Genomic DNA, 26,048 nt, shown 5'->3' with positions numbered 1-26,048 from the left:
ATGGGGACGCCGGCAGCCCGCTTCCGCAAGAACCGCTCCGGCGCCGCCGCGGTGGAATTCGCGCTGGTGCTGCCGGTGCTGTGCGCCGCGCTCTTCGGCGTCGCCGATGGCTGGTCCTATACCACCAGCTCGATGGCGATGCGGGCGGGCGTGAAGACGGCGGCAAACCTGCTTCTGGCCGGCGCGAGCGACGATACTGCCGTCCAGGCGGCTGCTCTTGCGAGCTGGGAAAAGAAGCCGGACGACGCGGCGGTCGCAGTAACCCGCACCTACAAGTGCGGAACGACCGTGGTCACGTCGACGACCATCTGCGCGGGGCCGAAGGTGCCCTCGGTCTTCGTACAGATCGCGGCGTCGGGCACCTGGGTTCCGCCTTTCACTTTCGGCCCCTTCCCAAAGAATACCGCACTCGATCACCAGCAGGTGATCCGTGTCCGCTAGACGGAGAGCGAAGGCGTTTGCCGGCAATGCCTCCGGCGGAGCCGCGATCGAATTCGCGCTGATCGCGCCTTTCCTTATCATGCTCTTGTTCGGCATCTTCGCCTTCGGCTGGTCGATGAACAACGAGTCCAGCGTGCGCTACGCGCTGGAAGCCTCCGCCCGCTCGCTGCAGCTCGACAAGACGCTGACCCAGGCTCAGATCCAGACGATCGCGACGCAGAAACTGCAGGGGCTCGGCCTGCAGAACGTGACAGTCACGATCACCACCGACCCGCCGAGCGGCGGCTTCAAGATGGCGCATGTCAGCGCCAGCTACGCCTTCGTCATCGACTTCCCCTATTTCAGCGATTACCCGATCAATTACTCGACGACCGTCACCGTGCCGCTGATCAACAGCTAAGGGCGTACCAGTAAGAATATATATAAGTATATGCGAGAATATATATAAATATATGATAGCCTTCGTCCGGAATGGCATCGGCGCCTGGCCGTCGAAGGGCGCTGACGGCCGTTTTGACGGCTCCCATGGATGGCACCCGAAATTGTGCCGCGTTGGCGCGGAAATCACATGCATAAACAAGGGCCTGGAGCCCTTCGACAGACGCAGGCCGGATGGCGTTGGGCCTATGGTCCGACGGGGCATGGGCCTTCATTGTTCCAGAGGGCGGAATCACGCCCGGCCCAATTATTTATCAAATGATTTCAGTGAGTTAAGGAAGCTTTTCGACCAATGCCGCGATCGTTTCTCCGGTAGCTCTCTTGCCGCGACCGAATTTGTTTAAAAGTTACTCCAAGCCATTAGGGAATTCTCATATGAGGCGGCCTAGCGGTTGGGCAGTGGTGGCGATTCACCTTGCGGAGAAACATGATGACGATCCGAAAGACACTTCTGGCTTCACTTGCCGTCCTGGCACTCGCGACTGCTCCGGCGCTTGCCGGCGCCGGCGGCAACGGAGGCGGCAATGGCGGCGGCCACGGCAATAGCGGCGACCACGGCGGCGGCAATGGCAATGGTGGCGGCAACGGTGGCGGCAAGGGCAACAGCGGTGCCTCGCGTGGCAAGGCATCGGCGCCGGGTCAGCTGGCGAAGTCGCAGGACGATACGACCGACGACACCACGGACGACACGACCACCGCCGCGACGCCGAAGGAAAAGAACCTGCATGCCAAGCTCGGCCGGCTGAACTCCTTGCAGCGCAACATCAACGCCTACATGAACTCCAAGAGCAAGAAGTTCGCGGGCATCCAGGCCTATGTGACGCAGGCGGCTGCGGCCCAGAAGGCGCAGGCCAAGCTCGACGAGGCGAACGCCAAGCTGGCCGCCGACCAGACCCAGCTCGACACACTCAATCAGCAGCTCACCGATCTCAACGCGATCGACCAATCCAGCATGACGGACGAAGAGAAGGCGGCTCTGGCCGCGCAGATCGCCGACGTTCAGGCGCAGATCGACGCCCAGAACGCAACAATCACCGCTGACACCCAGGCGGTCGCGGATGCCCAGGCCGCGGCAGACGCCGCTGTCGCCCCCGACGACGCCTCGCTCGACGCCGCTCTCCAGGACATGGCCAACAAGCCGGTCGACGCCGAAGTCACCGACTGGGCCAAGGGCGTGCTGGCCGACAAGATCGACCAGGCAGCCGCGGCAACGCCGTAAGGCGCGACAGCGGCGAACCTGCCAGAGGGTGGACTGCCATGCCGCCGGGCCTCGCCCGGCGGCATTTTGTTGTTTGGCGATTGGCGAAAGCTGGCGTGCCGGGCATCTCCCCACTTGGACTACGCTATGCACACATCTTCTGTGACTGGCGTGACTGATCGGGCCGCGGCTTGATTGCCACGTGGTTCCCCCAATCCGTCGCTGCTTCGCAGCGCCACCTTTCCCCCCTCCGGAGGGAAAGGAAGGGAGCGCTGCCGGACAAGCGTTGACGGCAAGAAGCTTGGCGCCTTTCCTCTACCCCGTCGATCGGGGGAGAGGTGGCTCGGCGAAGCCGAGACGGAGTGGGGGTCGACCAGCACTACAAGGCGCCATTCACTCCTCACGCCGATTTCAGCCGAATTTCAGCCGGGCATCACGACGGTCGGCCCAGCCTCGGGCAGGGTCGGCGAAAATGGAAGGATTGCATCATGGCGGACATGCAAGGCGATCGGCATTGGGACGAGAACCATTCCCGCAGCTTTCTCGACTATGGCCGCTACTTCGTTCCCGAGCGCGAGCGCCAGATCGACATCATCGCCGACCTGATCCCTGCCGCACCTGACGGCCTGATGGTCGAGCTCTGCTGCGGCGAGGGGCTGCTCAGCCGCGCCTTGCTGGAGCGGTTTCCCGATTGCCGGGTGCTGGCGCTCGACGGTTCGGAGCGGATGCGCGAGCAGACGCAAAAAACCTGCAGCGACCATGGAAGCCGCCTGACCACGGCCGCCTTCGATCTGGCGGATCGCGATTGGCGGAGCTTTTCCGAGCCGCCGCAAGCGATCGTCTCTTCGCTCGCCATCCACCACCTCGACGGCCGGCAGAAGCGGATGCTGTTTGCGGACGTCGCGGCGGCATTGCGCCCGGGCGGCGTCTTCGTGGTGGCCGACATCGTGCGTCCGCCGAGCGCCGCGGGCCTCGCCATCGCCGCGCGGCAGTGGGACGAGGCGGTGAGTTCGCGCTCGCTCGCGATCGACGGCGACCTGGCGGCCTTCGCCGAGTTCAACCGCCTCGGCTGGAACTATTTCCGCAATCCCGACGGCGAGCCGATCGACAAACCGTCCTCGCTGGCCGAGCAGCTTGCCTGGCTGGCCGAAGTTGGGTTCGCCGCAGTCGATTGCGCCTGGCTGTTCGCCGGCCACGCGATCTTCAGCGGACGGAGGCCCGATGTCGCGGGACAGGCTTGATGGCTTCGGATGTGCTAGGGTGTTGATCGACAGCTCTCCGTCGCGCGGCCGAACTGGCTGGACGTCTCCCTGGGGGCGACATGACGACGTTCGAATTCTCCGGCCACAGGCTCGATCTGCACAAGGGCAGGCTGCAGAGGGGCGGGCACGACGTCGACCTGCGCGCCAAATCGCTCTCGCTGCTCATCTATCTGCTGGAGAACGCCGGCCGCGTCGTCGGCAAGGATGAGCTGGTCAACGCCGTCTGGCCCAACATCGCCGTCTCCGACGATTCCCTTACTCAGTGCATGAAGGATATCCGCAAGGCACTCGGCCCGGACGCGGACGGTCTGATCCGCACCGTGCTGCGGCGAGGCTATGTGATAGACGAGGATCGCGTCCGTCGCATGGGGGATCGCGATGCGCCGGCCACGGAAGCGGGGCAGGGCGCCCGCGACGCGCCGTCGATCGCCGTGCTGCCCTTCGAGAATCTCAGCGGCGATCCGGCGCAGGACTATTTCGCCGACGGCATGGTCGACGAGATCATCACCGCCTTGTCGCGCATGCGTTGGCTGTTTGTCATCGCCCGCAATTCGAGCTTCGCCTACAAGGGGCAGGCCGATGGCTTGAAACGGGCCGGAGCCGAACTCGGCGTGCGCTACCTGCTGACCGGCAGCGTCCGCAAGGCCGGCGACCACGTCCGTCTAACGGGGCAGCTCATCGATCAGTCGTCCGGCAAGACGATCTGGGCCAACCGCTATGACGGAACCATGGCCGACGTGTTCGACCTGCAGGACCGGCTTGCGGAGAGCGTCGTCGGCGCTATCCAGCCTTCCATCCTGTCGGCCGAGATCGAGCGCTCGCGGCGCAAGCGGCCGGAAAGCCTCGCCGCCTACGACTACGTGCTGCGCGCCTTTCCGCTCACCTGGTCGCTCGAGCGGGCACAGAACGAGGAGGCAGGGACGCTGCTTGACCATGCGATCGCGATCGAGCCGGACTATCCGCTGGCGCTTTCGCTGCTGGCCTGGTGCCATCTGCAGCGCGCTGGCTACCGTTGGACCGAAACGCCGGCCGCTTCACGGGAGGAGGGGCTGCGCCTGGCGCAGAAGGGCGCGGCGCTGTCCGGCGACGACCCGATGGTGCTTGCCGTGCTGGGTGCGGCGCATTCCTTTGCCCGCGACTACGATGTCGCCGACATGCATCTGGCGCGGGCGCGCGCGCTCGATCCGAATTCCGCCTGGGCCTGGCTGCGCAGCGCCTGGCTGGACGTCTATCGCGAGCGGCCCGAGGCGGCGATAGAGAAGTTCGAGCATTTCGAACGGCTGAGCCCGCGCGACCCGATGGGCTACATGGCCGAGATCGGCATCGGCACGGCGCATTTCATCGCCGCGCGCTATGACGAGGCGGTGGCGCTGATGCAGCGCGGCCTTAGCCGGCAACCAGGCGCCTGGTGGGGACTGCGCCTGCTAGTCACGGCGCTGGTTCATGCCGGTCGCAAGGACGAGGCACGGCGCGCTTGCCGCAGGCTCATGGAAAACTACCCGGGGCTCACCATTGCCAGGGTCGGCGACGCCTCGCCCTTCGATGCGGGCACGAGCGAACGCATCGCCGCCGGCCTGCGCGAGGCCGGCCTGCCGGAGTGATCCAGCCGAACCGACTGATCCGGGGCCGGTCCCCCGCCTACCGATTTCGCCGCAATTTCCCCGAAGTTTCGCCACGGTCTCACGATCTCCGGCCGAGAGCCGGCTACCGTCATCCTTGCTGTCGCCCGGACAGTTTCGAGGATGGAGACAACATCATGACCACGACGGTTCCTCTCATCAGCATAGCAGCCGGCTGCCCGTCGCATGCTTCTCCCTCGCGGCCTTTCCGGTTGCTCGCCGCGGTGACGTCGGCTCTGCTGTGGCTGCCGCGCTTCTGGAAGGCGCGCCGCGACCTCGCCGCCCTTGCCGCCATGAGCGAATGCGAGCGCCGCGACATCGGCGTCACCGCCTTCGACATCGAAAACGCACTCGCGCTGCCTGTCGACCGCGACCCCACCGAGGCGCTTGCACGCATCGTCGACGATCGTCGTCACCGTCGCGAATGCTGAGCGTGGCGCCGCTAGGTAGAAGGCGAGCGCCGCACTCCTTCGCGCCCCCTCTGTCCGGCAAGACGGAGGGGGCGCTGTCCCGCCGACGCAGATGGTTCGCATTCGCGCATCCTTGCGTCCGCAATGTCCACGACGACCCACAATCCACACCAAACCTGCCTTCGCCCTCAATGCGTCGTGGCTAATATGCATTGCGGCGTGTAGACTTGGCGGGTGAGGGAGTCACAGGGCATTGGGAGGACAACAAATGCCGCGGGTTTCGGAACTTTTCTTCAAGACGGCCGTCGTGTTTCTCATCCTCGGCATCGCGGCCGGGCTGCAGATGGCGATCTCGGGCGATCACGGCGCCTTCCCGGCGCATGCCCACATCAACCTTCTCGGCTGGGTCACCAGCGCGATCTTCGGCGGCTATTACGCGCTCAATCCCGCGAAGGCGGAGCGCCGCGTCGCAATGATCCATTACGGCCTCTACACGGTCGGCCTCGTCATCATGCTGCCGGCGCTCTACTGGATGCTGGCGGGCGGCCATCCGCAGATCGAGCCGGTCGTGGCGATCGGCTCGCTGATCGTTGCCGCCGCGGTGCTGGTCTTCGCCTTCGTGGTCTTCTCGTCGCCGGAAACGGTGCGTTCGGCCACGCCGGCCGCCGCGCGCTGACCGAGGCAGCAGCGAAACGCAGTCGAACGCCGCGCGGAAAGTCGGAAAGTTCGCACGGCGTTTCGATGTCCGTCCAACAGCGAGGCGGAACGCCATCACTTCGTCATGTATGGACGGCCCCTTTTGGGCAAGAGGCAAAATGGCAACGACGGCGCAGGTCTGGAGCGGTCATGTATTCGGCCTTTAGTGCGGTCGATTTCGAAGACCGCTGGCCCGCAAGGGTTACGCGGATCGAGTTCCAATCATTCTAGCGCGCTTTGTATCGCGATGACGAAGGCGGAGTGTCTCGACCCAGGTCCTGACCATTTTGCCGTGCTGCTTTTTGCTCCTTACGCTTGTTGAGGGCCTCGATTTGCGTTTATGCCGCAGTCGGCGCCCTGTATTCCTGTCCCGATTGCAGCATTGCCCAGATGATGCGGGCGGTCTTGGGCGACGACGGCGACCTTGACCGGCCGCCTGGCCAGCAGGCCGCGAACCCAGGGTGAGCCCTTGTCGGGTTTGGCCCTGACCTGGCGCAACCAGGAACTGGCGCCCAGAATGAGCAGCCTTCGCAGGTCCCTGTCGCCGGCGCGGCTGATATGGCCCGTCAAGCTGTGCTTGCCGCCGGTGTCATGGCTCTTGCGGGTCAGGCCCAGCCAGGCGGCGAAGTCCCTGGCCGAAGCGAACTGGCGGCCATCGCCGATGGTGGCGACGGCTGCATGCGCGATGATCGGGCCGACGCTCGGGATCGTCGTCAGCCGCAAGGCCGCTCGCTGCTGCCTGACCTGAGCCAGGATCTGCTTGTCCAGCTTGCCGATCTCGCCATCCAGCGCCCGCCATTGCCCGGCCAGAGGCGCCAGACAGATCAACAGCGCCGCGGGAATGGCTTCATCGGCTGCCTCGATGCGCTGCAGCAGGGCCTCGATGCCTGCGGCCCCCTTGGCACCTATCAGACCCATCTCATAGAGCTGCCCACGCATGGCGTTGGCCAGTTGCGTGCGCTGGCGCACCAGAAGGTCACGTGTGCGATGCAGCGCTCGGGCCCATTGCTGTTCGACCGTCTTGATCGGCACGAAGCGCATGTCGGGCCGGCTCACCGCCTCGCAACAGCCTTGCGCATCGCGGGCATCGTTCTTGTTGCGCGCAACATAGGGCTTCACATAGGCCGGCGGCATCAGCTTGACCTCGTGGCCGAGCGCGCTCAGCGTGCGGGCCCAATGATGGGCCGAGCCGCACGCCTCCATGCCGATCAGCGCCGGCGGCTGCGCGGCGAAGAACTTCTCCACCTGCGCGCGCCGCAGCTGGCGCTGCACCACCACCTGCCCGGCTGCATCCACGCCGTGCACCTGAAACACGTTCTTGGCCAAATCGATTCCAAATCTGATAGCTTGCATGACGGACGGTCTCCTCCGCTGGGTTCCAACACGACCAGTTTGGCACATTCGATGCCGCAAGGGGCCGTCCACCCATCATCCTAGGGCGGAGCGACGCGAAGCGGAGCGCAGACCCTAGGATCCATGTCGTTACCTTTGAGCCGTGCAACGGTGCAGAATTTGATCGACCGCATTCCTCGGCCACCATCACGGCATGGTCAAGCCCGAGGATGACGATCGAAGGGTATGGGCTGCCAAGGCGTTTCAACGCGACGCGCTTTAAGCGCTGGCGGCTGCATTCCTGCGACGCCGCCCTGCTGTCATTTCGGGCGCAGGCCTGATGAGGTCGCCGGCCACGACGGCACGCACCCGCTTCAGCATTGCGGGGATCTCCCGGGCAGGCAGCGGCCGACTGAGCAGGAAGCCCTGTGCCTCGGTGCAGCCTTCCGTTCGTACCCGCTCGAGCTGCTCGGCTGTCTCGATCCCCTCGGCTGTGGTCTGCATTCCGAGGCTGCTGCCAAGGCTCGTGACGGCTCGGATGATGGCGACCGAGCTGTCGACGTCATTGGCATCCTTGACGAAGGACTGGTCGATTTTGATCTTGTCGAACGGGAACGAGCGCAGATAGCTCAAGCTCGAATACCCGGTTCCGAAGTCGTCCATCGCGATGTGCACGCCCAGCATGTGGATATGCTGCAGCATCGCCAGGGTCGCCTGGGTGTTGGCCAGCAGCACCGTCTCGGTGATTTCGAGCTCGAGCCGGCTCGGGGGCAGCCCCGAGACGTCCAATGCCTCGACGATCGTCGAAAGCAAGCGCGAGCTGCGAAACTGCGTCGGCGACAGATTGACGGCAACCTTGATGCCATCGGGCCAGCGTGCCGCGTCGAGACAGGCCTGCTTGATCACCCATTCGCCGATCGGGACGATCAGGCCGATCTCCTCGGCCAGGGCAATGAACTCGGCCGGGGAGACAATGCCGCGCGTCGGATGATGCCAGCGCAGCAGCGCCTCGAAGCAGCTGACCTCGCCGCGGCCGAGATTGAGGAGCGGCTGGTAGTAGATCTCGAATTGCCCTCGGACCAGCGCCTCGCGCAGGTCGAGTTCGAGAAACCGCCGCGCCTGCATGCGGGCATCCATTTCCGGCTCGAAGAACCTGTACGTCCCGCGTCCCTCCGCCTTTGCCCGATAGAGCGCCATGTCGCCGTTCTTGAGCAGCTGGTCGGCGTTCCTGCTATCGTTCGGCGCAATCGAGATGCCGACGCTGGCGCTGATCACAACTCCATGACCATCGACGACGTAAGGCGCGCTCAGCGCATCGATGACCCGTTGCGCAAGCGCCGTGGCCTCGACCGGCTGACCAGCCTCCCTTTGAATGATCACGAACTCGTCGCCGCCGAGCCTGGCCACCGTGTCGTCTTCACGCACGACCTGTCTCAGCCTGGAGGCAACCTCCTTCAGCAAGGCGTCGCCGATCGGATGTCCGAGCGTGTCGTTGACCATCTTGAAATGATCGAGATCGAGGCAAAGGAAGGCGGCTTTGCCATCTCTGCGTTCCATCTCGGCCAAGGCTTCCTCGGCACGTTCACGGAACAATATGCGGTTTGGAAGATCAGTAAGCCCGTCATGGCGCGCCATATGGGAGATGCGGGCTTCGCTGCGCCGCAAGTCGGTCACGTCGTGATGCGTGGCGAGCCACCCGCCGCCCGGCAACGGCTGATGAATGAGGTCGATGGTGCGCCCGTCCCTGAGCTCCACCAGGCTCACCACACGTTCGGCGCGGTCGATGGTCGCCGAGAGCTCTTCCAGATACCTGTCCGGGTCCTGGCCTACATAAAGCCCGGCGGCGATCCGGAACCGCATCAGATCGACCCACCGCGATCCGGGGCGGGTCAGCGTCTCCGGCAGGTGGTAGAGGTCGCCGTAGGCCTGGTTGCAGAAAACCAGCCGTCGCTCGGCATCGAACATGCACAGACCCACCGGCATGTTCGCGGCGGCGGCGGCCAGATGCTGCCGTTCCAGCTCGGCCTCGCGGACCAAGGCGTCGCTCCGCTCCAGGCTGGCACGGTAGCCGGCAAAAGCCGAGAACAAGAGCCCAACCTCGTCGCGCCGGTCCCTTTTCAGCGCAACGAGGGTTGAGCGGCGGTCACCCAGCGTCAACCGATGCATCGCCTCGCTCACGGTGAGGATCGGCTTGCTGACATTGTGTCGGATCCAGGCGACAAGCATGCCGAGGCACCCGGCGGCAAAGACGATCGCGGCCCAGGCCAGCCGCTGCGCGACGGTATAGGTACGATCCGCCATGGCTGCGGCGGACATGCTGCGCTGATTGGTGAGGGCCAGCAGTCCGTCCAGCCGCTGAGCCGCCTCCGCCACGGTCGGCAGCGATACCGTTTCGAATTCTTTGACGGCCTTCGCTTGCTCCCCTGTTTCGAGCAGCGGGAAAATCGTTGTCAGGGAGTCCTCATAGGCCGTCCACAGATAGACGAACTGATCGAACAGGTCCTGCTCGGCCGGCGATCCGGCACTCCTGCGGTAGGCACGCCGGTCTCGAAGTATTTCTTCGCTCGCCTTTGCCATCTCGTCATCGATACCCGGCGTCTGCCGAATATCGGCGCTGCGCATGCGCAGCGTTGCATAGAGCTGGTGTTCCGCGAGGTTGCGCTTCATCTCCTCCACGATCTGGACCTGCGGCAACCAAACGCCGGTGATCTCGCTCGTGACCTTGTTGAGCGATCGCAGTTGCTCGACCCCAAATACTCCTAATCCGACGATGCACAGCAATGCCAATCCAAAGCCCAGAGAGAGCTTGGTTCCGACACTAACGTCCTTCAACCGTTTCATATAAACGCCGGTCTGATGAGGCCAGTCCCGCCCGCGAGCGCCAATTGCGCGAGAGGTTGGGAGCGCTTCCGCCAATCTCGCACCCAAACGTATTAAAGCTGACTTAAAACGGGACTTGCCGTAATTTGCCCGCTTCGATTGAAGAACTGCCTTTGCGCAGCGGCGAGAGACTGTCAGGGGCCGAGCCGGTCGTGGCGATCGGCCTTGCCGAGCTGTTCCGGCATGGCGAGCTACTCCCGCCTTCGTCCTTATGGATGCGTTCCGATTACATTAGCGGGAGCGTATATTTCTTCGCTAGCCGGTGTGCCCAAGTAGCGAAGTCCCCGTAAGCGGTCCCCGCCGGTTAGGCCCGGTAGCTCTCACTCCCCGAAACTGATGAGGGCGCCGGGCCGCTCCCGCCCCGGGCAGTCAGCGCTGCTTGATGCCGCCATGTTTGCCGATCATGTTCTGGATGAACGTCTTGGCGTGTTCGGCCCAGTCGGCTTCCGTGACGTTGTTCTCGCGGACCGACCGCCGGAAGGCTTCCCGCACGGAATCGAGTTCGAAAGCCGACAGTCGGCGCTGTTTCTTGCTTGTTGGTTTCGGGTCATCCATCGCGTGTTGCCGTTGGCAATGGTTATACGCCGATATATGCAGCAACGGCTCCGGTCAGCAAGCCGGCGGCTTGACTACTTTTGGGTGCAATTGCGCCGGCAGGGTCGCGGCGCCGGCGAATGCCGAAACTCCCGCGCCTCCCAAAACGCCGAGCTGGCCAGATATTGCGTCCCCGGCGGAAAACCGCTGCGCACTTTTCCTGAAATTGCTGTCTTTGTCTTGTCGCAATTCCTGACGGAATTGCTCAGGGCAGCAGCCTCGGGAACAGCCGCGAGATCAGCGCGTGGATGATGCCGTCGCGCTCGAACGAGCCGGGCAGCTTGGCGGGTGCGCCGGCGTCGGTCGCCTTGCTCTCGTCCGTCACCCGGCTTTCGGCGTTCACGAGCCACAGCACGGCCACGAAGTAGCCTGCCTGCAGCACCACGCCCGCCAGGAATGTCCAGCCCAGCGACGCCCAGACCGATCCCGTGGACGCGTAGGTCCAGCCCAGGACCACCAGGAGCGTTGCCGTCATTCCCACAAGGAACTGCGGAAAATACATTTGCCCAACCGAGCGCCGCAACCGCTTCCGGCTCCGGCGATCTCGCCCTTTTCTCTACCCGTCTCGACCCTTGCACCTTTTCCGGCGGGATCGCAAGACTTCAGGCAGCCTCGGTGCCGTAGGCCTTAGGGCCGATGCGATCAGGACCTGCGGCCCGGGACCTCTGACTAAGGAACCAAGCCGAGGCGGATCTGTTCCCTTTCATTACGTTAATCAGGAGGAACTGATGGACCGCAGCGTCTATGAGGCGCGGTGGCTTCTCGTGCCTGTTTTCGGCTTCTGCATCGCCTTCGCGGCTGCCGGAATCCTGCTCGGCTAGAACCTGTCCTCAGCCATCGCGCAATCCCGCACGACCGCCGAGAACGTCCCTTCATCGGCGGGAGGGCCGGCCCGCTGCTTCCTGCGAAGGCGGCGCGGCCGGTTTGCTGTCCTCGGAAGCCGGTCGATGGATAGGCGGTGGGATTGTAAGGCGAACCAGATTTCAGCCCCTCGCATACCGTGAGTTGCGCGTCCAGCCTGATAGATGCAAATTCTTCATGCCCGGCATTCACTGCTGGACACGGCCCGGCCTGCGAAATCCTGTGTCATCACGATAAGCAGGTCGGGCTGTCCGGGTTCCCGGCTCTTTCTGAATATGGCCTTGTCCGATCTCTCGCCGGAATCGATGGCTGCTAAGCTTCGATGGCGTGCTGGCGCAGGAACCAAAAACGACCCGCCGGGCCTTGCGGCGCGGCGGGCCTCCTCCTGACGGGAACGCCGTCCGGATCAAGCCTCCAGGATCGCCACGATCTCGTAGGTGTCCGGATCGACGATGACGATGCGTCCGTCGGCCAGCACGAAATACTCGTAGGATTCATAGGCCGGGACGATCTTGACGATGCGGGCCGGCACGCGATGCAGGCGGATCTTGTGCCGCGGGATCTCGACGCCGACCGAGATGTCGAAGTCGACACTCGCGACCGGCTTGACGTGGGTCTCGTGGATGATCTGCGTGATCTGCGTCTTCTGCTCGACCGTCACATTGGTGATCGAGGCCGTCTTGTTCTGATCGGTCTGGACGTTGGTGCCCTGAGCGTTCTGCTCGGTGGTTGTGCCGGTCTTGCCCTGGGCATTCTGCTGGGTCTGCATCTTGGTGGTGCCCTGGGCGTTCTGCTCAGTGCTGGTACCGGTCTTGCCCTGGGCGTTCTGCTGGGTCTGCATCTTGGTGGTGCCCTGGGCATTCTGCTCAGTGCTGGTACCAGTCTTGCCCTGCGCGTTCTGCTCGGTGGTCTTCATCTTGGCCTTGCCCTGGGCCTGTTCGTTCGTCTTCGGGCAGTTGGTCTCGCCGGTCTTGCACTTGGCCGTGCCCCGAGCCTGCTCCTCGGTCTTGGTGCCAGCCTGACCCTGGGCCTGCTCGTCGGTCTTCATCTTGGCCTTGCCTTGGGCCTGCTGCTCGGTGCTGGTGCCGGCCTGACCTTGAGCCTGCTCATTGGTCTGCATCTTGGTGCCGCCCTGGGCTTTCTGCTCGGTGCTGGCCCCGCCCTGGGTGTTCTCCTCGGTTTGCGACTTCATCCCACCCTGGGCCTTGCCGCCCTTCTGGCAGTCGGCCTGACCTGCGGCGCAATTGTCGCCGCCGCTGGGCTGCGTGGATTCGGTCTGCGCCATCGCGGCGCCGCAAGAAACGCCGAGCGCGAGCATGCTCGTGATCAACAGGTGTTTCATCGGATTCCTCCTCGGAAAGTCGGTCCCTTCATTCGGATAACCCGGGCTGAAAAGCATTGTTCCGAAATTGTTTTGGCGGACCCTTTGGAGGTTCTTCGCGAACAACGCGGTCGGCAATTTTGCCGGAACAAGCCGTGGGCACATGGCGTTAGACCAAGTGCCGACCGGCTGTGGAAAATCGCAGGCGCAGCGGAGGAGGCGTCTTTTATCCGCAAAAGGAGACGACTATGAGAATGCACATCACCACAGCTGCCGCAGGCCTTCTGCTTCTGGCCGGCGCTGGCGCCGTAGCCGCGCAGGACGTTGTCATCGAGCCCGAGCAGGAAACCGTCATCAAGGAATATGTGCACAAGCAGCCGCTGGCCTCGATAGAGGTTCCCGGCGTGAAGCTCAGTGTCGGCAGCACCCTGCCAGATACGGTCGAACTGCACGAAGTGCCGAACGTCAAATACCGCTATGTCGTCGTCGATAACCAGACCGTGATCGTCGACCCCGGCACCCGCAAGATCGTCGAGGTGCTGCAGTAGCCGGCCGCTGATTTCGGCCGGCAAAACCGAATGGCCCGTCGCCTGCTTGCGGCCGGCGGGCCACAGCGCAGTATTATTTTGTTACCATACGCTTACGGAACCTTCCGTTCGGGAGCGCGTTGCCGCCTCTGGGTTCGCGGTTGCCTCATAAGCAACATAAGCCATCGGCAGCATGCGGATTCGTTCGGGCGGCGGCAGACAGGCACAGACAGGCACGGGCTGGGGGGAGGAGGACTGACCAATATGTCGAAACGAGAAATCGGAACATCCCGTTCGCTCGGGATGCGTGTCGCCGATCTGAAAGCCAGGATGCGGGACGCCCGGATCACCGAACACGAGATGAAGACCTTCCAGAAGGTCGCGGCCATCATGGGGGGCGGCGAGGGCTCCCTACGCATCGATGCGGACGACCTGATCGCCGCATCCTTCGTCACCGAGGCGTTTGGCGAATCGTCGCCTAACTGACAATAAGCCTTCCCCCGCCATCCGATGTCGACCAGCTGCCGTCCGGAAATGGGCGGCAGTGTGCGGCGTCGCTCGCGCGCCATAGCCCTTCGCGCGGGGGCTTTTTCTTCCTACTGCCTCGGTTGGTTTGCGCGCTGCCGCGGTGCGATTGCGCGCCTGGTCTTGCCGCGCCTGATCTTGGCTTCGCGCAGCGCCGTCACCGGATCGACGCCGGTCCACAGAATGCCGGCCTTCTCCGCGAAGCAGAGGAAAGCCTGTCGTGCTTCCTTGAGTTTCCTCTCTCCGGTCCAAGCCGCCTCGCAGGCCTGCGCCGCCGCGACATAGCAGTCGCCGCGCGCCGCCTGCGGCCATTCCTTGAGGAAATTCTGCATCGCCGCCAACGAGGCGATCTCGCGCTTGAATCCCGCGCCCACGGCGATCGCCACCGGGGCGCGGAGCGGCATGTCGCTTGTGACGGTAGGCTTGCTCATGGCGGCGGCCCTCGGCATCTGGAATCGCTCAACGCAAACAATGCGAAGCCGCCGCGACGGTTCCCTGCCGGCAAGCGGGAGAAGAAAACCATTGGCCGCCGCCGACGGAACAAGAGTCTTCCGCGGGCGTTTGCTCCACGAGCTCCCATGTTCGATCTGCCGCTGTTTCCGCTCTGGCGGAGGCAGTGTGGAGCTCGCCAACGCAACAGGAGACTTATGATGAAAACCACCCTCATTCCTGCTGTCGCCGGCCTGGCTTTGATGGCCGGTATCGGCGTTGCGGCTGCGGACGAGGTGATCGTCACCCCTGAGCAGCAGACCGTCGTCAAGGAATATGTCCACAGGCACCCGGTTGCTTCGGTCAACGTTCTGGGCCTCGAGCTCGGCATAGGCTCGACGGTGCCGGATACGGTTGAATTGCAGACGGTGCCGGACGTTCAGTACAGGTATACTGTCGTCAACGACCACACGGTTCTTGTCGACCCCGGCACACGCAGAGTGGTACAGGTTATCGAGTAAACCTTTGTGCTTACGAGCCCCGATCCTCCCGCCATGCCCGGCGGGGGGATGCCGGCTCCTAGAAAGGAGTCGCAGCCATGCACCATCCCCATGTCGAATCACCTGACATCGCCAAGAACGTCGACAAGCTTCTCGCCGAACATTGCACGGGCCTGCTGTCGATGAAGGATGCGATCGCCATCTTGCGCGAGCGCACGGGAACCGAGCGCTCTGATGCCGACCTGGCCGGATTGATCACAAAAAAGGCAGCACATCTCGGCGTCGCCGTCGTCTCCGACGTGCACTGAAGAAAATCGCTGCCGACCCCCTAGCGTCGATGCGCAAGACGCCACCGAAAAATTCGGCTAATGTTTCCGTCGGGGAACGGCCCCAACCAAATGGAGGCGACAGTGACGGACGACAGGCAGGAACGCATTCGCCGGCGGGCGCATGAGATCTGGGAACAGGCAGGGCGGCCGGAGGGCGCGCATATGGAGCACTGGGACCAGGCGACCGCCGAGATCGACGGCGCTGCAAAGCCGAAAGCCAAGGCCGCGCCGAAGAAGGCGGCCGCCGCCAAGGCCGCCAAGCCAAAGGCGGCGAAGGCTGAAAAGCCCGCCAAGGCAGCCAAACCCGCGAAGGCGGCCAAACCGAAAGCCAAGGCCTGATTTCAGGCGGCCCCAAGCGGGCGGCCCACGCGCCGCCGGCCATCCCGACAACAGCCGAAAGGGCACGAGAACGCCGCGCCCTTTCCTTCTCCTGCAAGAGGAGAAGGGAGGGGCTCCGAACGGTTAGATCATGTCTCCCGAAAGCGGGAACCGGTTTCGGGACAAAGACATGCGTAAGATCAAAAGCCTAAAGCGCATGGAGCGAATCTGAAAGATCACGACCGCTTTAGCGCAATTCCAGGAAAAGTGCGTAGCGGTTTTCCGTCCGGAATTGCGTCAGAACAAAGAGATAGAGCGGTTCGCCGTTTCCGTGAAACCGTGAAACGCTCTAGCGCGCCCCTTGCTTCCTGGCGTATTGGGCGACCGCGCAGAGGAGGGCCAGCGCTGCCGTATCGCAGGCGGCCCGCGACGGCGACGGCCCCTTGGCGAAAAGGACCGCGTCCGCGACGGGAATCGTCAGGCCGTGCTTCCTCGCAAATGAGGCGATTTCGTAAGGCTGATCGTCGGGCTGTATGCCGATGTCGATTTGGTGGTCCATCAAACCAGTTCCTCCTGGTATTACGGCTTACCCTCGTTCGCTGAGACGAATTAACTACCGCCCGCTCGCCTGCGTCCACCAATTGGCAATTGTGTGAAACGATGCATTTCTTGCGGCGCGGAGCCGAAGGTTGCAGAGGCCATGATTGTTCGCGTTCCGGCGGCGGCAATTGTCTTCGCCGCGTTCCTTCGCGCCCCCTCTGTCCTGCCGGAGATCTCCCCCACAGGTGGGGAGATCGGATTGTCGCGGTCGCTTTCGCTAATCGCCAACGTTGCAAGAAAGGCGCCGTCGCCAAAACTGCCAATCTTCCCCCAAGTGGGGGAGACGTCCGGCAGGACAGGGGGGCGCCGTCCCGCCGGCGTTCGGTCTTGTTCTTCTCTTTGCCGAGCAAAGGAAGGGGCGCATCATTCCCACGCATCGCTCGACTTCGCGAACCGCACGCCGGCCGCGGTCATCGCGCATTCGCACTCGCTGATCAGCCTGAGGTTCCGCAAATATCGCGCCACCGTTTCCGGCAGCCAGGCCGCGCAGGCCTCGACATAGGCGCGGCCGTGCACCAGCGTGCCGGTCGAAAGCCGCTCGTCTTTCTCGGCGATCACCTTCAGATATTGCCGGATGAAGCGGATGTCGTCGGCAATGTCCTGGCTGGCCATGCGCCAGGCGCCGGCCAACCGCTCACGCACGGCGAGCGGCAGTGGCGAGAGCAATGGGCGGGAGAGATCGGCGAAAGCGGCATGGTTCGCGGTGTTCAAGGACGTCCCCTCGGAGGAGAGACTATCGTACTTTATGTACGAAATACGGTCAAGCAAGATTCGTACAATTTGAACGATGGTTTCAGAAAGCCGCGAGATCTTACAACACGAGCTCTCGCACTCCCGCACCGTGATCTGCCGGCGCTTCTAAGGCCCTGGCGGCGCGCTACTTTCCTTGGATGCCGGCCGCCATCTTCCGGTCGGCCTCGGCGCGTTCGCGGTTCCCCTTCGCCGTCCATGATTTGCTTCGGGCGTTGTAGAAATCGGCGGATTTCTGATTGAGCGCGATTGCCCGGCCGTAGTCGACAATGGCCTGGTCGTGGTCGCCCTTGTGTGCCCAGGCGAGACCCAGCGCGTAATATGCATCGGCCAGCGTCGGATCGAGGTCCACGGCCCGGTCGTAGTCCGCGATCGCAAGGTCGTCGTCGCCCTTGTAGGACCAGGCTAAGCCCCGTCCGTAATAGGCGTAGGCGCCTTTCGGATCGAGCCCGATTGCCACGTTGAAGTCGGCAATGGCGCGGTCATAGTCGCCTTTGCCGCCCCAGCTCTGGCCACGATTTTCATAGACTCCGACGAGCGTCGGATCGAAGGCGATCGCCTGACCATAATCGGCAATAGCCCGGTCGTAATCGCCCTTTAGCGCCCAGTCATAGCCTCGGTTGTAGTAAGCGGATGCGTATTCGGGATTGAGGCTTATCGCCTGGTCGCTATCGGAGATGGCGCGGTCGAGATCGCCTTCCATTGACCAGGCGTAGGCACGCTTGAAGTAGGCCGTCGCGCGCTTGTCTGGACCCTCAGCCTTGTTGTCGATGATTTGTGTGCAGGCTTCGATCCGCTGGGCTGGGTCAGCCGGATTGCCGAGGCAGGCCGCGTAAGTGAGATTGGCGGCGATCCCCATGGCGCCGCGGACGTCGAGCGCGACAAGGCAGGCCAGCAGCAGCAACAACGGCAGGCGCCATTTTCGCATCAGCTGTATCAGACTGCTTTCATCCGCCCGGTCTGCTATTTGCCGGCCTCCCAAGCTCAACTGTCCGCCTTGTTCCTGCTGAACAGCTTTCTCAGCCAGACCAGCGGAAGCAACAGCAGGAAGGCGCCTTTCTTCAGCACCACCAGGGCGAGCGCGATGAGGCCGACGCCGGCGGCCTTGCCGAATTTGACGCCGAGCATCGCCGCCAGCACGCCCAGCGCGCCGTAGCCGGCGACCTTGTCGCCGCTGGAATGTTCGAAATAGGAAGAGCCGGCCTTCGGCTTGTAGGCTGTGGCCGATGCTTCGACGATCTTCAGCACGGACTCGGCCGCGATGTTGCCGTTCACCGGCACGATCTTCATCGGGACATAGCCCTGCCGGTCGAAGATCGAGACGGAGATGTTGATCGTCCTGTCGCCGCCCCAGTTCAGGATGTTGGCGTAATAGAGGATGTTCCTGGCCTTGTCGATTTGCGGATAGACCAGCCAGCCGTCGAAGCGGATCTCCTGTCCGACGCGCTCGGATTGCGCCTTCACCGATTCCTTGAAGCTCTCCTCGATGGCGCTGATCTCTTCGCCGCGGCCGGCGCTGTCCCAGTCGGCCAGGCTGACATAGCCGTCCGAGACGGGCTGCTCGACGGTGAGGTTGTCGATCTCCGGCGTGAAGCCGAAGATCAGCTGGTCGATCGTGCCGCACTGGTCACGGTCCCAGCCGAACTCCTTCACCACCAGATTGCACCTGTCCTCCGGCTTCAGGTAGACGGCGCCGCCGCCAGCCGGGTTAATCGTGCCCCTGGCGACGCTCAGCGGCTGGGTGAAGTTCTGCGGATGATAGTCCGCGTCCTCGGCATGCAGGACGGCCGGCTCCGTCAGCACAAAGGCCTGCGCCAGCACGATGAAACGCAGATTTCCCCTGATCGATTTGTACATGACCCCCTCCCGGCAAACGGGACCCCAATCCCACGTATCCGTGATCTAAGGGGATTTTGAGGACAAGTACAAGTCCGAAGTTCTTTTTTTGTTCTTCGGCGAAGCCGCGACGCTACTGCGAGGCGCTTTCTCCTCCTCGATCGATATTATCCTCACATATCGATTATCGACCTTCTCACCCGCCCAATGATGGTGATCGCCCCCTCCAGCTCCGGCGGCGGGATGTCGAGATAGGACGCCGGCTGGAAGGGCGGGGTGTCGTTCGGGCGGTAGCGCTTGTAGGTGGCGCGGCCCGTCTCGTCGGCGATCACGTAGCAGCCATTGGTCACCAGCCGCTTGTCGCGCAGGTTGACGAAGATGATCGAATCCGGCGGCGAGATCTTGTTCATCGACGGACCGTCGACGCGCAGCGCGATCCACTCGCCTTCCTCGAGGTCGGCGGTCGGGATGGTCGGATAGTCCGAGAGGTTGACGACGCTGTCCTGGCTGCCGAGCTCGCCGGCGCTGATCCAGGACACGATCGGCACGTCGATGGTGACCGGCGAGGCGGCAAGGTGCACCGGCGCGGCTTCGGCGCCGTCGCCCCCCAAGCCAGCATCGAAAAGGAGCCAGCCGGGGTCGACGTTGAACAGCCGGCCGTATTTCTCAGCCGCCTTGCGCGACAGCGGCCGGTTGCCGTTCTCGTGGCTGATCAGGGTGTTCTTGTTGATGTCGCGCAGCGCGCGCGCCGCATCGCTGGGCGTGGCATAGCCGGCCTGGGCGCGCGCCTGCTGCAATCGGTGCCGGGAATCCATCATCGTACAAAATGCCTGAAAATTATCGTCCGAATTGTACGATTTCGCTTGCGCGCCATTCGTACATAACGTACGCTTAGCGCATGAATGAGCATCCCGCAAGCATTTCCGCATCACCCGTGATCATCTCGCGGTCGCCCACGAGCATCTCGCGGCCGCCCACGAGCATCTCGGGGCTGCCCACGAGTATCTCGGAGCTAATTGATTCCTGGCAGAGCATCGGCGCCTTCGCCGCCGATGTCGGCTGCGGCTACGAGGCCGCCCGCCAGATGCGCCGCCGTGGCCGCATCGCGCCGCAGCACTGGCCGCATGTGGTGGCCGCAAGCCGCAGGCTGGGCATTGCCGGCGTAAGCTACGAGTGGCTGGCCGGCCGCGCCGCCGCAATGCAAGGGGAGGCGGCATGAACGCGCGTCCCTCTATCCACGAATTCCAATCGTCCGGACTGTCCTCCTCCCCGGTCCGGGCGCATTCCGGGGCTTTTGCCCCGGATCCGGTCGAACCGCCCGCACCCCGGTTCACCGGAACGGCCGGAGCCGTTCCTCCCCCGGCTCCGGCCCCCAATTCTCCGGCCCCAAATTCGGGCGGCACAAGCTGCATCCGCACCGAGGACGGCACCGTCATCCTGTTCGACCGGATGACGGGCCGGGCGGTGTCGGGCCTGACGCGCGCGGCGGCCGAAGCCGCGCTTCTTCGACTGCTTGGTGCGGCGCCCGGCGCCGCCTGATTCCAACCCTTTCCCTGACCTGACCAACGGCCTCGCGGCCGAACCCTGGCGCGTGGCCGCAAGCCAAGCGCTTCGCAAGCCCAAGCCTTTCGCAAGCAATGGAATGAGACATGCCTGCCGCCTACACCGAAAAGGAAATCGACGAGATCGCCGCCTGGCTGAGGGAGGGGCTTTCGGCCTCGCGCATCGCCGGCCGCTTCAGCGCGCTGCGCGGCAGCGCGGTCTCGCGCAACGCCATCATCGGCATCGTGCATCGCAATGCCGGGCTTAGAGCCATCGGCTTCGCCAACCCCAAAGGCGGTCGCGCCGGCGGCAGGCCGAGGAAGCACGCACGGCCGGATCGTCGGGGAAGGGTGGTCGCCAGCGCCGCAACCGCCAATCTCCCCCCTCGTGGGGGAGATGTCCGGCAGGACAGAAAGGGGCGCTGTCCCGCCGACCTCTCAAGAAGTGAGCTCTCCACGCCGCCGAATGCCCGCACCCCACCCAAACCCAAGAAGCCCAAGTCGCGAAAACCCGCGCGCAGCTTGCCGCCCGCCTGGCTCGCCCCCGGCGCGCGCGAAAAATCCGAAGCCCAGCTCTACAAGCTCCCCGCGCCGCCGCCCCCGGTAAATCCCGGCCGCCAGCCGCATGTCGCGGCCATGCGCTTCCTCGATTGCCTGTTCAACCGCTGCCGCGCGCCGATCGACCTGGCACTGCGCGAGGATGCCGAGGACGATCCGCCCGGCGCGCGCCCGGGGCCGGAGATGCTGTGCTGTGGGCTGCCGACCACGGGCACGCGGAGCTATTGCGCGCATCACCATGCCAGGTTTCACGGCCATCGTGGGAGGGGGATGTGATGATGGCGCTGTTAATCTCCCCCCTTGAGGGGGAGATGTCGCCGAAGGCGACAGAGGGGGTCCTAGCGCATGGAGCGCCAGCCTCATCGGCGACAGAGATGACGTTGGCGCTTCATGCGCGGCGACCCCTCTGGCCTGCCGGCCATCTCCCCCTCGAGGGGGGAGATTCGAGCCCAGCCGCCTTTGCGAGCCCTCCCCATGAGCGGCACGGTCTGGTCGAGATTCTTCTGGTCGGACTGGGAGTCCGATCCGAACCTGCGCCTCTGCTCGCTGGCAGCCCAGGGGCTGTGGATGCGCATGCTGTGCGTTGCCGCCGCGCACGAGCCGGTCGGCTATGTCGCGATCGCCGGCAAGGGGCTGGACGAGGCGGCGCTTGCCCGCCTTGCCGGCTGCGCGGAAACGGAGCTTGGGCTCCTGCTTGCCGAGCTCGAGCAGAACCGCGTCTTCTCGCGCGATCGCCACGGCCGCATCTATTCCAGGCGCATGATCGCCGACGCCCGCAAGGCCCGCGCGGCGCGCCGCAACGGCTTGAAGGGCGGCAACCCAAGCCTCTCGAAGGAAAGGTTTTTTTCGCCGTCTGATAAGCGACGGGTTAAGGGCGGGGATAAGGCGGAGGATAAACCCCAGAGTCCAGAATCCCAGAGTCTAGAATCCATGAATCCACAAGCCATAGATCCATCGGGAGAAAACGCCCTGGCGTTTTCTCCCAGGATTGCCGCTCCGCGGGAAAAGAACGGGAAATCATCTTCGGGCCGTTCAGCCGGACAGAACTGGCATCGCCGCAGGACCCATGTCGATGCCGCCAACGCAATCATCGAGGAGATCAATGACCGCAGCCGAATTGCAGCAGGCGGCGAAAGCACTGGCCGCGATGTTCAGTTGCTTCCCGCAATCCGCACTGGCTGACGCCGAGATGCAGCTGCGCGGCTATCTGGCCGCCGTGCAGGACGCCGAGCTCTGCGACGTGCAGGCTGCGATCCAGCGTTTCATCCGCGGCGAGGCCAAGGTCGACAACGTCCAGTTCTGTCCGTCCAGCGCGCAGCTTTCGATCGAGGTGCGGGAAAGACGCCTGATGCGGGGGTTGATGGCGAAAAGGGCGCTCCTTTCCTCGCCCCCGCAACGCGAGAGCGAGGTGGCGCGGCGCAGCCGGGACGGAGAGGGGGAGCGCCGCCGGCAATGATGATACGCCGGCGCCAGGCACCCCCCTCTGGCCTGCCGGCCATCTCCCCCTCAAGGGGGGAGATCAGCTTTCGCCACCGCTTTCGCTAAGCGCCTACGTTGCAGGAGAAGGTGGGGCGAACAACACAGCCAATCTCCCCCCAAGTGGGGGAGATGCCCGGCAGGGCAGAGGGGGCGCTGTCCCGCCAGCCTTGCCAATTGCCACCCAACCCAAGGACCGCCTCATGCCCCGCAAACCCTCGAAAAAAGCGCAACCGCCGAAACTCCCCAAGGGCGAGGCCGAGCAGGTGCGCATACGCCGCGAGATCGGCCACGACTTCGCGCTGAAGGAGGACCGCTTCGGCCGCCAGCGCCTCACCCCCGGCACGGCCGAGGCGCGCCGCGTCTACGAGGTGTCGAACGGCGGCTACACCTCCACCGGCGGCATCGTGCGCCTGCGCAATGTCGATCCGCTGGTGGGCATCACCTCGCTCTCTCGCCAGCAGCGCGAGGCCGGCCAACGCTTCCGCGACGATTTCGAGCGCGCCGCCCGCGAGGGCCTGCAGCCGCAATCCTGGAGCGAGCGCGTCGACGGCGGCCGCGTCGGCGGCGGCATCCCCGACCGCGTGCTGTCAGCCGGCCGCGCCCACGCGCAGGCCGCAGCCGTGCTTGCCCACTGGGAGGTGGCGGAAGTGGTGCGAAGAATCTGCCTCGAAGGCCAGTCGGTGAAGGCCATCGCCGAACGCACCGGCGACGGACGCGACGTGGTGGTCAAGCTGCTGAAGATCGGGCTGGATCTGCTGACGGTGCACTACGGGATAATGGGGAGGAAGGCGGGGTGACGGAGCCAATCGATATCGCGAAATCAGCCGCTTGGTGTAGCTTGGTGAATCAAAGTGTGAGTTGCGCGACCGCTTGATTCCCAGATCACATACGCTGGCGCTGCCCCTCATCCGCCTGCCGGCACCTTCTCCCCGTATAGTGACGGGGAGAAGGTGGCTGGCCGCGACGCTGGCGCCCATAGCAGCGTTGAAAATTGGCGAAAGCGGCGATGACAGCATCTTTCTCCCCGTCACTATACGGGGAGAAATGCCCGGCAGGGCAATGAGGGGCAGCGCCGGCCGATGGTCGTTGTCAGCGCGTTACAGCGCGGCGCCTCAAGCGCCTTTCTTCGGCGCCTTCGGCTCACCGTCATGTGGCTCCCACCCAAACACACTCCGCCCGCCCAGCAGATGCGACTGGTCCATCTCCCCAGCCACAATCTCCTTCAAGCTCGGCCCGGTCACATACCGCTCCATCCGCCGCGACTCCCCATCCAGCCGCTTGAGCGCCTGCAGCTCTTCGTCCCGCCCGAGCTTTGCCTTCGCCACCGCCGATTTCAGCACCGCGATCGTCTCGTCATAGACCTTCAGCGGCACGGGGAAGGGGTGGCGGTCCTTGCCGCCGTGGGCTAGCGAAAAGCGGGCCGGGTCGGAGAAGCGGCAGGGCGCGCCGTGCACCACTTCCGAGACCATGGCCAGAGCGCGCACGGTGCGCGGGCCGACGCCAGGCACCAGGAGCAGTTCGGGGAAATCCTTGGGGCCGCTTTCGATCGCGGAGGCGATATTGCCGTGCAGGCGGCGCATGACGATATCGCTTTCGCGCACGTCGTGATGCGCGGGCATGACGAGATTGGGCAACAGCGGCTGCGCGGCGGGCTCGGGCGCTTCGGCCGGCGGCTCCAGCACCGCAAGCTCGCTCAGGATCTTCTCCGGGCTCATCGTCTTCAAAAGCTGGATCTGGCTTCCACGCGCTTTCTCCGCGCGATGGTCGGTGAGGTTGACGATCTCGCCTTGCGTCTCGCCCTCGATCGCCGCATGCGGCTGGTCGACGAAGCTTTTGAGCCCCTCCGACCGCCAGTGGTAGCGGCGCGCCTGGCGGGCTTCGCCGTTCATGCCCTGCTGCACCACCACCCAGCGCCCGTCATCGGTGACGATGAAGCCGTGCAGATAGAGATCGTAGCCGTCCTGCACGGCGGCGCTGTCCACCTTGGCGACGAGGCGGCTGGCAGTGGCGAGAGCCTCGCCGTCGAGGCCGATGCGGTCGCCGATGGCGACGAGCTCGCCCGGCGTCTTGCGCGAATGCGCGCCGCGCCCGCCGCAGACATGGATGCCGAGCTCGCCGGACATCGGGTTCAGCCCGCGCTTCAGCGCGCCGATGACCGAGGTGGTGATGCCGGAGGAATGCCAGTCCATGCCCATCACGGCGCCGAAGGACTGGAACCAGAAGGGATGGGCGAGGCGCCGCAAAAGCTCGTCGCGGCCGTAGTGATGGATGATGGCTTCGCACAACACCGCGCCGAGCCTGGTCATGCGCTCGCCCAGCCATTTCGGAACCCGCCCGCCATGCAGCGGCAGGTCGGCGCTGCCGCTTCGCTGCGTCACGTGTGCTTCTCCGTGAATGCCGGCTTTCTAGATGGCATTTTGGCGGGGATTTGCAAGGTGGGCGCAAATTTCCCCCCTTGAGGGGGAGATGGCCGAAGCGGCCAGAGGGGGTCGTCTCCCATGAAGCGCCGGCGTTGTCTTTTGTCGCGGAACGCGTTGACGCTTCACGCGCGGCGACCCCCTCTGTCGCCTTCGGCGACATCTCCCCCTCAAGGGGGAGATCGCCAGCGGCCCGCTGCGGCTTCTATCTAATACCTGTAATAGTACCGATGGTGGTGCCGGTAGTGGTGATGATACCGGTGGTGGTGCCTGTAATAGTAGTGCCTATGGTACCGATAGTAGTGCGGATAGCGGACCACGTAGCCGGGATAATAGTCGTCGTAGTAGCGCGGGCCGTAGTAGCGGCCGCCATAGTCGCAGAACGGGCCGCCGCAGAATGGGCCGCCGTAGAACGGATAGCCGCCGAACGGTCCGAAACCGAGACCGAAACCGAAGAATCCGTGCGCATCCGCCGGCGCGACGGTTGCCGCTGCCGAGGCGATGGCGATCGCCGATGCAAGTAAGAGTTTTTTCATGGCAACCTCCTCCTGAAGGTTCACCGTGATAACGCTCAGGATTGCGAAAGGCTTCCTGCGCGCGGTTCAACCGGAAATCGGCGGCATGGGAAGACCGACCCGGCCCAGCGCCGGCCAAGGCGAATTCCAGGAAATCCGTCTGGCGGGTTCGCGGCCGAAATCGCGTGGAAACAAATACTTGGACCGCTTCAGCGATTCAAATGCTGAACTTGTCCAAGCCCGGTTTTCGGAGGCCGCATTACCCGCATACGCGCACGCGTTCAACCACGCGGTGGTGGTGGCGCCAGTGGCTCACCCGCTCCAGCCGGCAGTGTCGGCCGTAGGCGTAGCGCGCCACGTAGCTGCCGTCATAGTCGTTGTAGGCGCGAGGGCCGTAGTCGTAATAGGGCCCGCCCCAATAGGGACCGTAGGACGGATATTCGCCGTAGCTGTCGTAGAAGTCGCCGAACGGGCCAAAACCGAAATAGCCGCCGCTGCCGAGGAACACGCGCGCCTCCGCCGGCGGGGCCATGGTCGCAGCCGCGGCGATGACGATCGTCGAAACAAGTAGAAGCTTTCTCATGACGATCTCCTCCTGAAGGTTCGTCATGACAACGCGTGCGGCGCCGAAAGGCTTCCCGTGGCAACGCTTGCGCGGCAAATCAGCCCGCC

The 26,048-nt window shown here is 64.2% G+C and carries 31 protein-coding genes and 1 pseudogene; 18 read left to right on the top strand and 14 right to left on the bottom strand.

Annotation, left to right across the window (positions count from 1 at the left end; translation table 11 throughout):
• The 7 genes from QAZ47_RS24690 (at window position 1) to QAZ47_RS24660 (ending at window position 6,044) form a co-directional block, all read left to right on the top strand.
• Window positions 1-441 carry a TadE/TadG family type IV pilus assembly protein gene (locus QAZ47_RS24690; protein WP_278231078.1) on the top strand — a complete coding sequence of 147 codons (441 nt, stop codon included), beginning with the start codon at window positions 1-3 and terminating at the stop codon, window positions 439-441.
• Window positions 431-841, top strand: a complete 411-nt coding sequence (locus QAZ47_RS24685; RefSeq protein ID WP_278231077.1) for a TadE/TadG family type IV pilus assembly protein — start codon at window positions 431-433, stop codon at window positions 839-841. The genes QAZ47_RS24690 and QAZ47_RS24685 overlap by 11 nt, the downstream gene beginning before the upstream one ends.
• 468 nt (window positions 842-1,309) lie before the next feature.
• On the top strand, window positions 1,310-2,098 hold the full coding sequence (locus tag QAZ47_RS24680; protein WP_278231076.1) for a hypothetical protein: 789 nt from the start codon (window positions 1,310-1,312) through the stop codon (window positions 2,096-2,098).
• Window positions 2,099-2,565: 467 nt separating this feature from the next.
• Window positions 2,566-3,318 (top strand): class I SAM-dependent methyltransferase, encoded by a 753-nt coding sequence (locus QAZ47_RS24675; protein WP_278231075.1) that lies wholly within the window; start codon window positions 2,566-2,568, stop codon window positions 3,316-3,318.
• 80 nt (window positions 3,319-3,398) lie between these two features.
• Window positions 3,399-4,940, top strand: coding sequence for a winged helix-turn-helix domain-containing protein (locus QAZ47_RS24670; RefSeq protein ID WP_278231073.1), 1,542 nt, complete (start codon window positions 3,399-3,401; stop codon window positions 4,938-4,940).
• A 155-nt stretch (window positions 4,941-5,095) separates the two neighbouring features.
• Window positions 5,096-5,389 (top strand): hypothetical protein, encoded by a 294-nt coding sequence (locus tag QAZ47_RS24665; RefSeq protein ID WP_278231072.1) that lies wholly within the window; start codon window positions 5,096-5,098, stop codon window positions 5,387-5,389.
• A 247-nt stretch (window positions 5,390-5,636) separates the two neighbouring features.
• Window positions 5,637-6,044: a hypothetical protein gene (locus tag QAZ47_RS24660; RefSeq protein ID WP_278231071.1), complete on the top strand. Its 408-nt coding sequence runs from the start codon at window positions 5,637-5,639 to the stop codon at window positions 6,042-6,044.
• 358 nt (window positions 6,045-6,402) lie between these two features.
• Here QAZ47_RS24660 and QAZ47_RS24655 read toward each other — a convergent pair.
• From QAZ47_RS24655 to QAZ47_RS24635, 5 genes and pseudogenes are all read right to left on the bottom strand, one after another.
• A pseudogene (locus QAZ47_RS24655) lies at window positions 6,403-7,417 on the bottom strand (IS110 family transposase).
• A gap of 258 nt (window positions 7,418-7,675) precedes the next feature.
• Window positions 7,676-10,312 (bottom strand): EAL domain-containing protein, encoded by a 2,637-nt coding sequence (locus QAZ47_RS24650; protein WP_278231070.1) that lies wholly within the window; start codon window positions 10,310-10,312, stop codon window positions 7,676-7,678.
• Between the two features lie 333 nt (window positions 10,313-10,645).
• Window positions 10,646-10,831 carry a hypothetical protein gene (locus QAZ47_RS24645; protein ID WP_278203364.1) on the bottom strand — a complete coding sequence of 62 codons (186 nt, stop codon included), beginning with the start codon at window positions 10,829-10,831 and terminating at the stop codon, window positions 10,646-10,648.
• 244 nt (window positions 10,832-11,075) lie between these two features.
• On the bottom strand, window positions 11,076-11,372 hold the full coding sequence (locus QAZ47_RS24640; protein ID WP_278203363.1) for a hypothetical protein: 297 nt from the start codon (window positions 11,370-11,372) through the stop codon (window positions 11,076-11,078).
• 765 nt (window positions 11,373-12,137) lie between these two features.
• The gene (locus QAZ47_RS24635) at window positions 12,138-13,073 is read right to left on the bottom strand and encodes a DUF1236 domain-containing protein (RefSeq protein WP_278231069.1); all 936 of its coding nucleotides are present in this window, start codon (window positions 13,071-13,073) and stop codon (window positions 12,138-12,140) included.
• Between the two features lie 227 nt (window positions 13,074-13,300).
• Here QAZ47_RS24635 and QAZ47_RS24630 point away from each other — a divergent pair, with 227 nt between their 5' ends.
• Together QAZ47_RS24630 and QAZ47_RS24625 are read left to right on the top strand one after the other, a co-directional pair.
• Window positions 13,301-13,600, top strand: a complete 300-nt coding sequence (locus QAZ47_RS24630; RefSeq protein ID WP_278203361.1) for a DUF1236 domain-containing protein — start codon at window positions 13,301-13,303, stop codon at window positions 13,598-13,600.
• 243 nt (window positions 13,601-13,843) lie between these two features.
• Entirely contained in the window at window positions 13,844-14,065 is a 222-nt protein-coding gene (locus QAZ47_RS24625) for a hypothetical protein (RefSeq protein WP_278207935.1), read from the top strand.
• 110 nt (window positions 14,066-14,175) lie between these two features.
• On the opposite strand, the gene QAZ47_RS24620 is transcribed toward QAZ47_RS24625, so the two are convergent.
• Window positions 14,176-14,535: a DUF982 domain-containing protein gene (locus tag QAZ47_RS24620; protein WP_278231068.1), complete on the bottom strand. Its 360-nt coding sequence runs from the start codon at window positions 14,533-14,535 to the stop codon at window positions 14,176-14,178.
• Between the two features lie 219 nt (window positions 14,536-14,754).
• Here QAZ47_RS24620 and QAZ47_RS24615 point away from each other — a divergent pair, with 219 nt between their 5' ends.
• From QAZ47_RS24615 to QAZ47_RS24605, 3 genes are all read left to right on the top strand, one after another.
• Entirely contained in the window at window positions 14,755-15,054 is a 300-nt protein-coding gene (locus QAZ47_RS24615) for a DUF1236 domain-containing protein (protein WP_278207934.1), read from the top strand.
• A gap of 77 nt (window positions 15,055-15,131) precedes the next feature.
• Window positions 15,132-15,341: a hypothetical protein gene (locus QAZ47_RS24610; RefSeq protein ID WP_278075617.1), complete on the top strand. Its 210-nt coding sequence runs from the start codon at window positions 15,132-15,134 to the stop codon at window positions 15,339-15,341.
• Window positions 15,342-15,443: 102 nt separating this feature from the next.
• Window positions 15,444-15,701 (top strand): DUF2934 domain-containing protein, encoded by a 258-nt coding sequence (locus QAZ47_RS24605; RefSeq protein ID WP_278203359.1) that lies wholly within the window; start codon window positions 15,444-15,446, stop codon window positions 15,699-15,701.
• A 328-nt stretch (window positions 15,702-16,029) separates the two neighbouring features.
• Here QAZ47_RS24605 and QAZ47_RS24600 read toward each other — a convergent pair whose 3' ends face one another.
• From QAZ47_RS24600 to QAZ47_RS24580, 5 genes are all read right to left on the bottom strand, one after another.
• On the bottom strand, window positions 16,030-16,239 hold the full coding sequence (locus QAZ47_RS24600) for a hypothetical protein (RefSeq protein WP_278203358.1): 210 nt from the start codon (window positions 16,237-16,239) through the stop codon (window positions 16,030-16,032).
• A 404-nt stretch (window positions 16,240-16,643) separates the two neighbouring features.
• The gene (locus QAZ47_RS24595; protein ID WP_278203357.1) at window positions 16,644-16,991 is read right to left on the bottom strand and encodes a hypothetical protein; all 348 of its coding nucleotides are present in this window, start codon (window positions 16,989-16,991) and stop codon (window positions 16,644-16,646) included.
• Window positions 16,992-17,157: 166 nt separating this feature from the next.
• Window positions 17,158-18,018, bottom strand: a complete 861-nt coding sequence (locus QAZ47_RS24590) for a tetratricopeptide repeat protein (protein ID WP_278231067.1) — start codon at window positions 18,016-18,018, stop codon at window positions 17,158-17,160.
• Entirely contained in the window at window positions 18,015-18,887 is an 873-nt protein-coding gene (locus tag QAZ47_RS24585; RefSeq protein WP_278203355.1) for a DUF2167 domain-containing protein, read from the bottom strand. The genes QAZ47_RS24590 and QAZ47_RS24585 overlap by 4 nt, the downstream gene beginning before the upstream one ends.
• A 152-nt stretch (window positions 18,888-19,039) precedes the next feature.
• A complete protein-coding gene (locus tag QAZ47_RS24580; protein ID WP_278231066.1) occupies window positions 19,040-19,684 on the bottom strand; it encodes a S24 family peptidase in 645 nt (214 codons plus the stop codon).
• Between the two features lie 80 nt (window positions 19,685-19,764).
• On the opposite strand from QAZ47_RS24580, the gene QAZ47_RS24575 reads away from it, so the two are divergent.
• The 6 genes from QAZ47_RS24575 (at window position 19,765) to QAZ47_RS24550 (ending at window position 23,241) form a co-directional block, all read left to right on the top strand.
• The gene (locus tag QAZ47_RS24575) at window positions 19,765-20,085 is read left to right on the top strand and encodes a hypothetical protein (protein ID WP_278231065.1); all 321 of its coding nucleotides are present in this window, start codon (window positions 19,765-19,767) and stop codon (window positions 20,083-20,085) included.
• Complete coding sequence (locus QAZ47_RS24570; protein ID WP_278203352.1) at window positions 20,082-20,405, top strand: hypothetical protein; 324 nt, start codon at window positions 20,082-20,084, stop codon at window positions 20,403-20,405. The genes QAZ47_RS24575 and QAZ47_RS24570 overlap by 4 nt, the downstream gene beginning before the upstream one ends.
• Before the next feature lie 110 nt (window positions 20,406-20,515).
• Complete coding sequence (locus QAZ47_RS24565) at window positions 20,516-21,241, top strand: GcrA cell cycle regulator (protein WP_278231064.1); 726 nt, start codon at window positions 20,516-20,518, stop codon at window positions 21,239-21,241.
• Window positions 21,242-21,439: 198 nt separating this feature from the next.
• Window positions 21,440-22,147 (top strand): hypothetical protein, encoded by a 708-nt coding sequence (locus QAZ47_RS24560; protein ID WP_278231063.1) that lies wholly within the window; start codon window positions 21,440-21,442, stop codon window positions 22,145-22,147.
• Complete coding sequence (locus tag QAZ47_RS24555; protein ID WP_278231061.1) at window positions 22,068-22,421, top strand: hypothetical protein; 354 nt, start codon at window positions 22,068-22,070, stop codon at window positions 22,419-22,421. Before QAZ47_RS24560 ends, QAZ47_RS24555 begins: the two co-directional genes overlap by 80 nt.
• A gap of 223 nt (window positions 22,422-22,644) precedes the next feature.
• A complete protein-coding gene (locus tag QAZ47_RS24550; RefSeq protein WP_278231060.1) occupies window positions 22,645-23,241 on the top strand; it encodes a DUF6456 domain-containing protein in 597 nt (198 codons plus the stop codon).
• A 315-nt stretch (window positions 23,242-23,556) separates the two neighbouring features.
• Here QAZ47_RS24550 and QAZ47_RS24545 read toward each other — a convergent pair whose 3' ends face one another.
• From QAZ47_RS24545 to QAZ47_RS24535, 3 genes are all read right to left on the bottom strand, one after another.
• Complete coding sequence (locus QAZ47_RS24545) at window positions 23,557-24,822, bottom strand: DUF763 domain-containing protein (RefSeq protein ID WP_278231059.1); 1,266 nt, start codon at window positions 24,820-24,822, stop codon at window positions 23,557-23,559.
• A 248-nt stretch (window positions 24,823-25,070) separates the two neighbouring features.
• Window positions 25,071-25,397 carry a hypothetical protein gene (locus QAZ47_RS24540; RefSeq protein WP_278231058.1) on the bottom strand — a complete coding sequence of 109 codons (327 nt, stop codon included), beginning with the start codon at window positions 25,395-25,397 and terminating at the stop codon, window positions 25,071-25,073.
• A gap of 238 nt (window positions 25,398-25,635) precedes the next feature.
• Window positions 25,636-25,959, bottom strand: coding sequence for a hypothetical protein (locus QAZ47_RS24535; protein WP_278231057.1), 324 nt, complete (start codon window positions 25,957-25,959; stop codon window positions 25,636-25,638).
• Window positions 25,960-26,048: the final 89 nt, after the last annotated feature.

Origin of the sequence: Mesorhizobium sp. WSM4904 (assembly GCF_029674545.1) — a bacterium.
Lineage (GTDB): Bacteria > Pseudomonadota > Alphaproteobacteria > Rhizobiales > Rhizobiaceae > Mesorhizobium.
The sequence above is the reverse complement of the archived record's forward strand: the minus strand, read 5'-3'. Positions and strand labels throughout refer to the sequence as shown.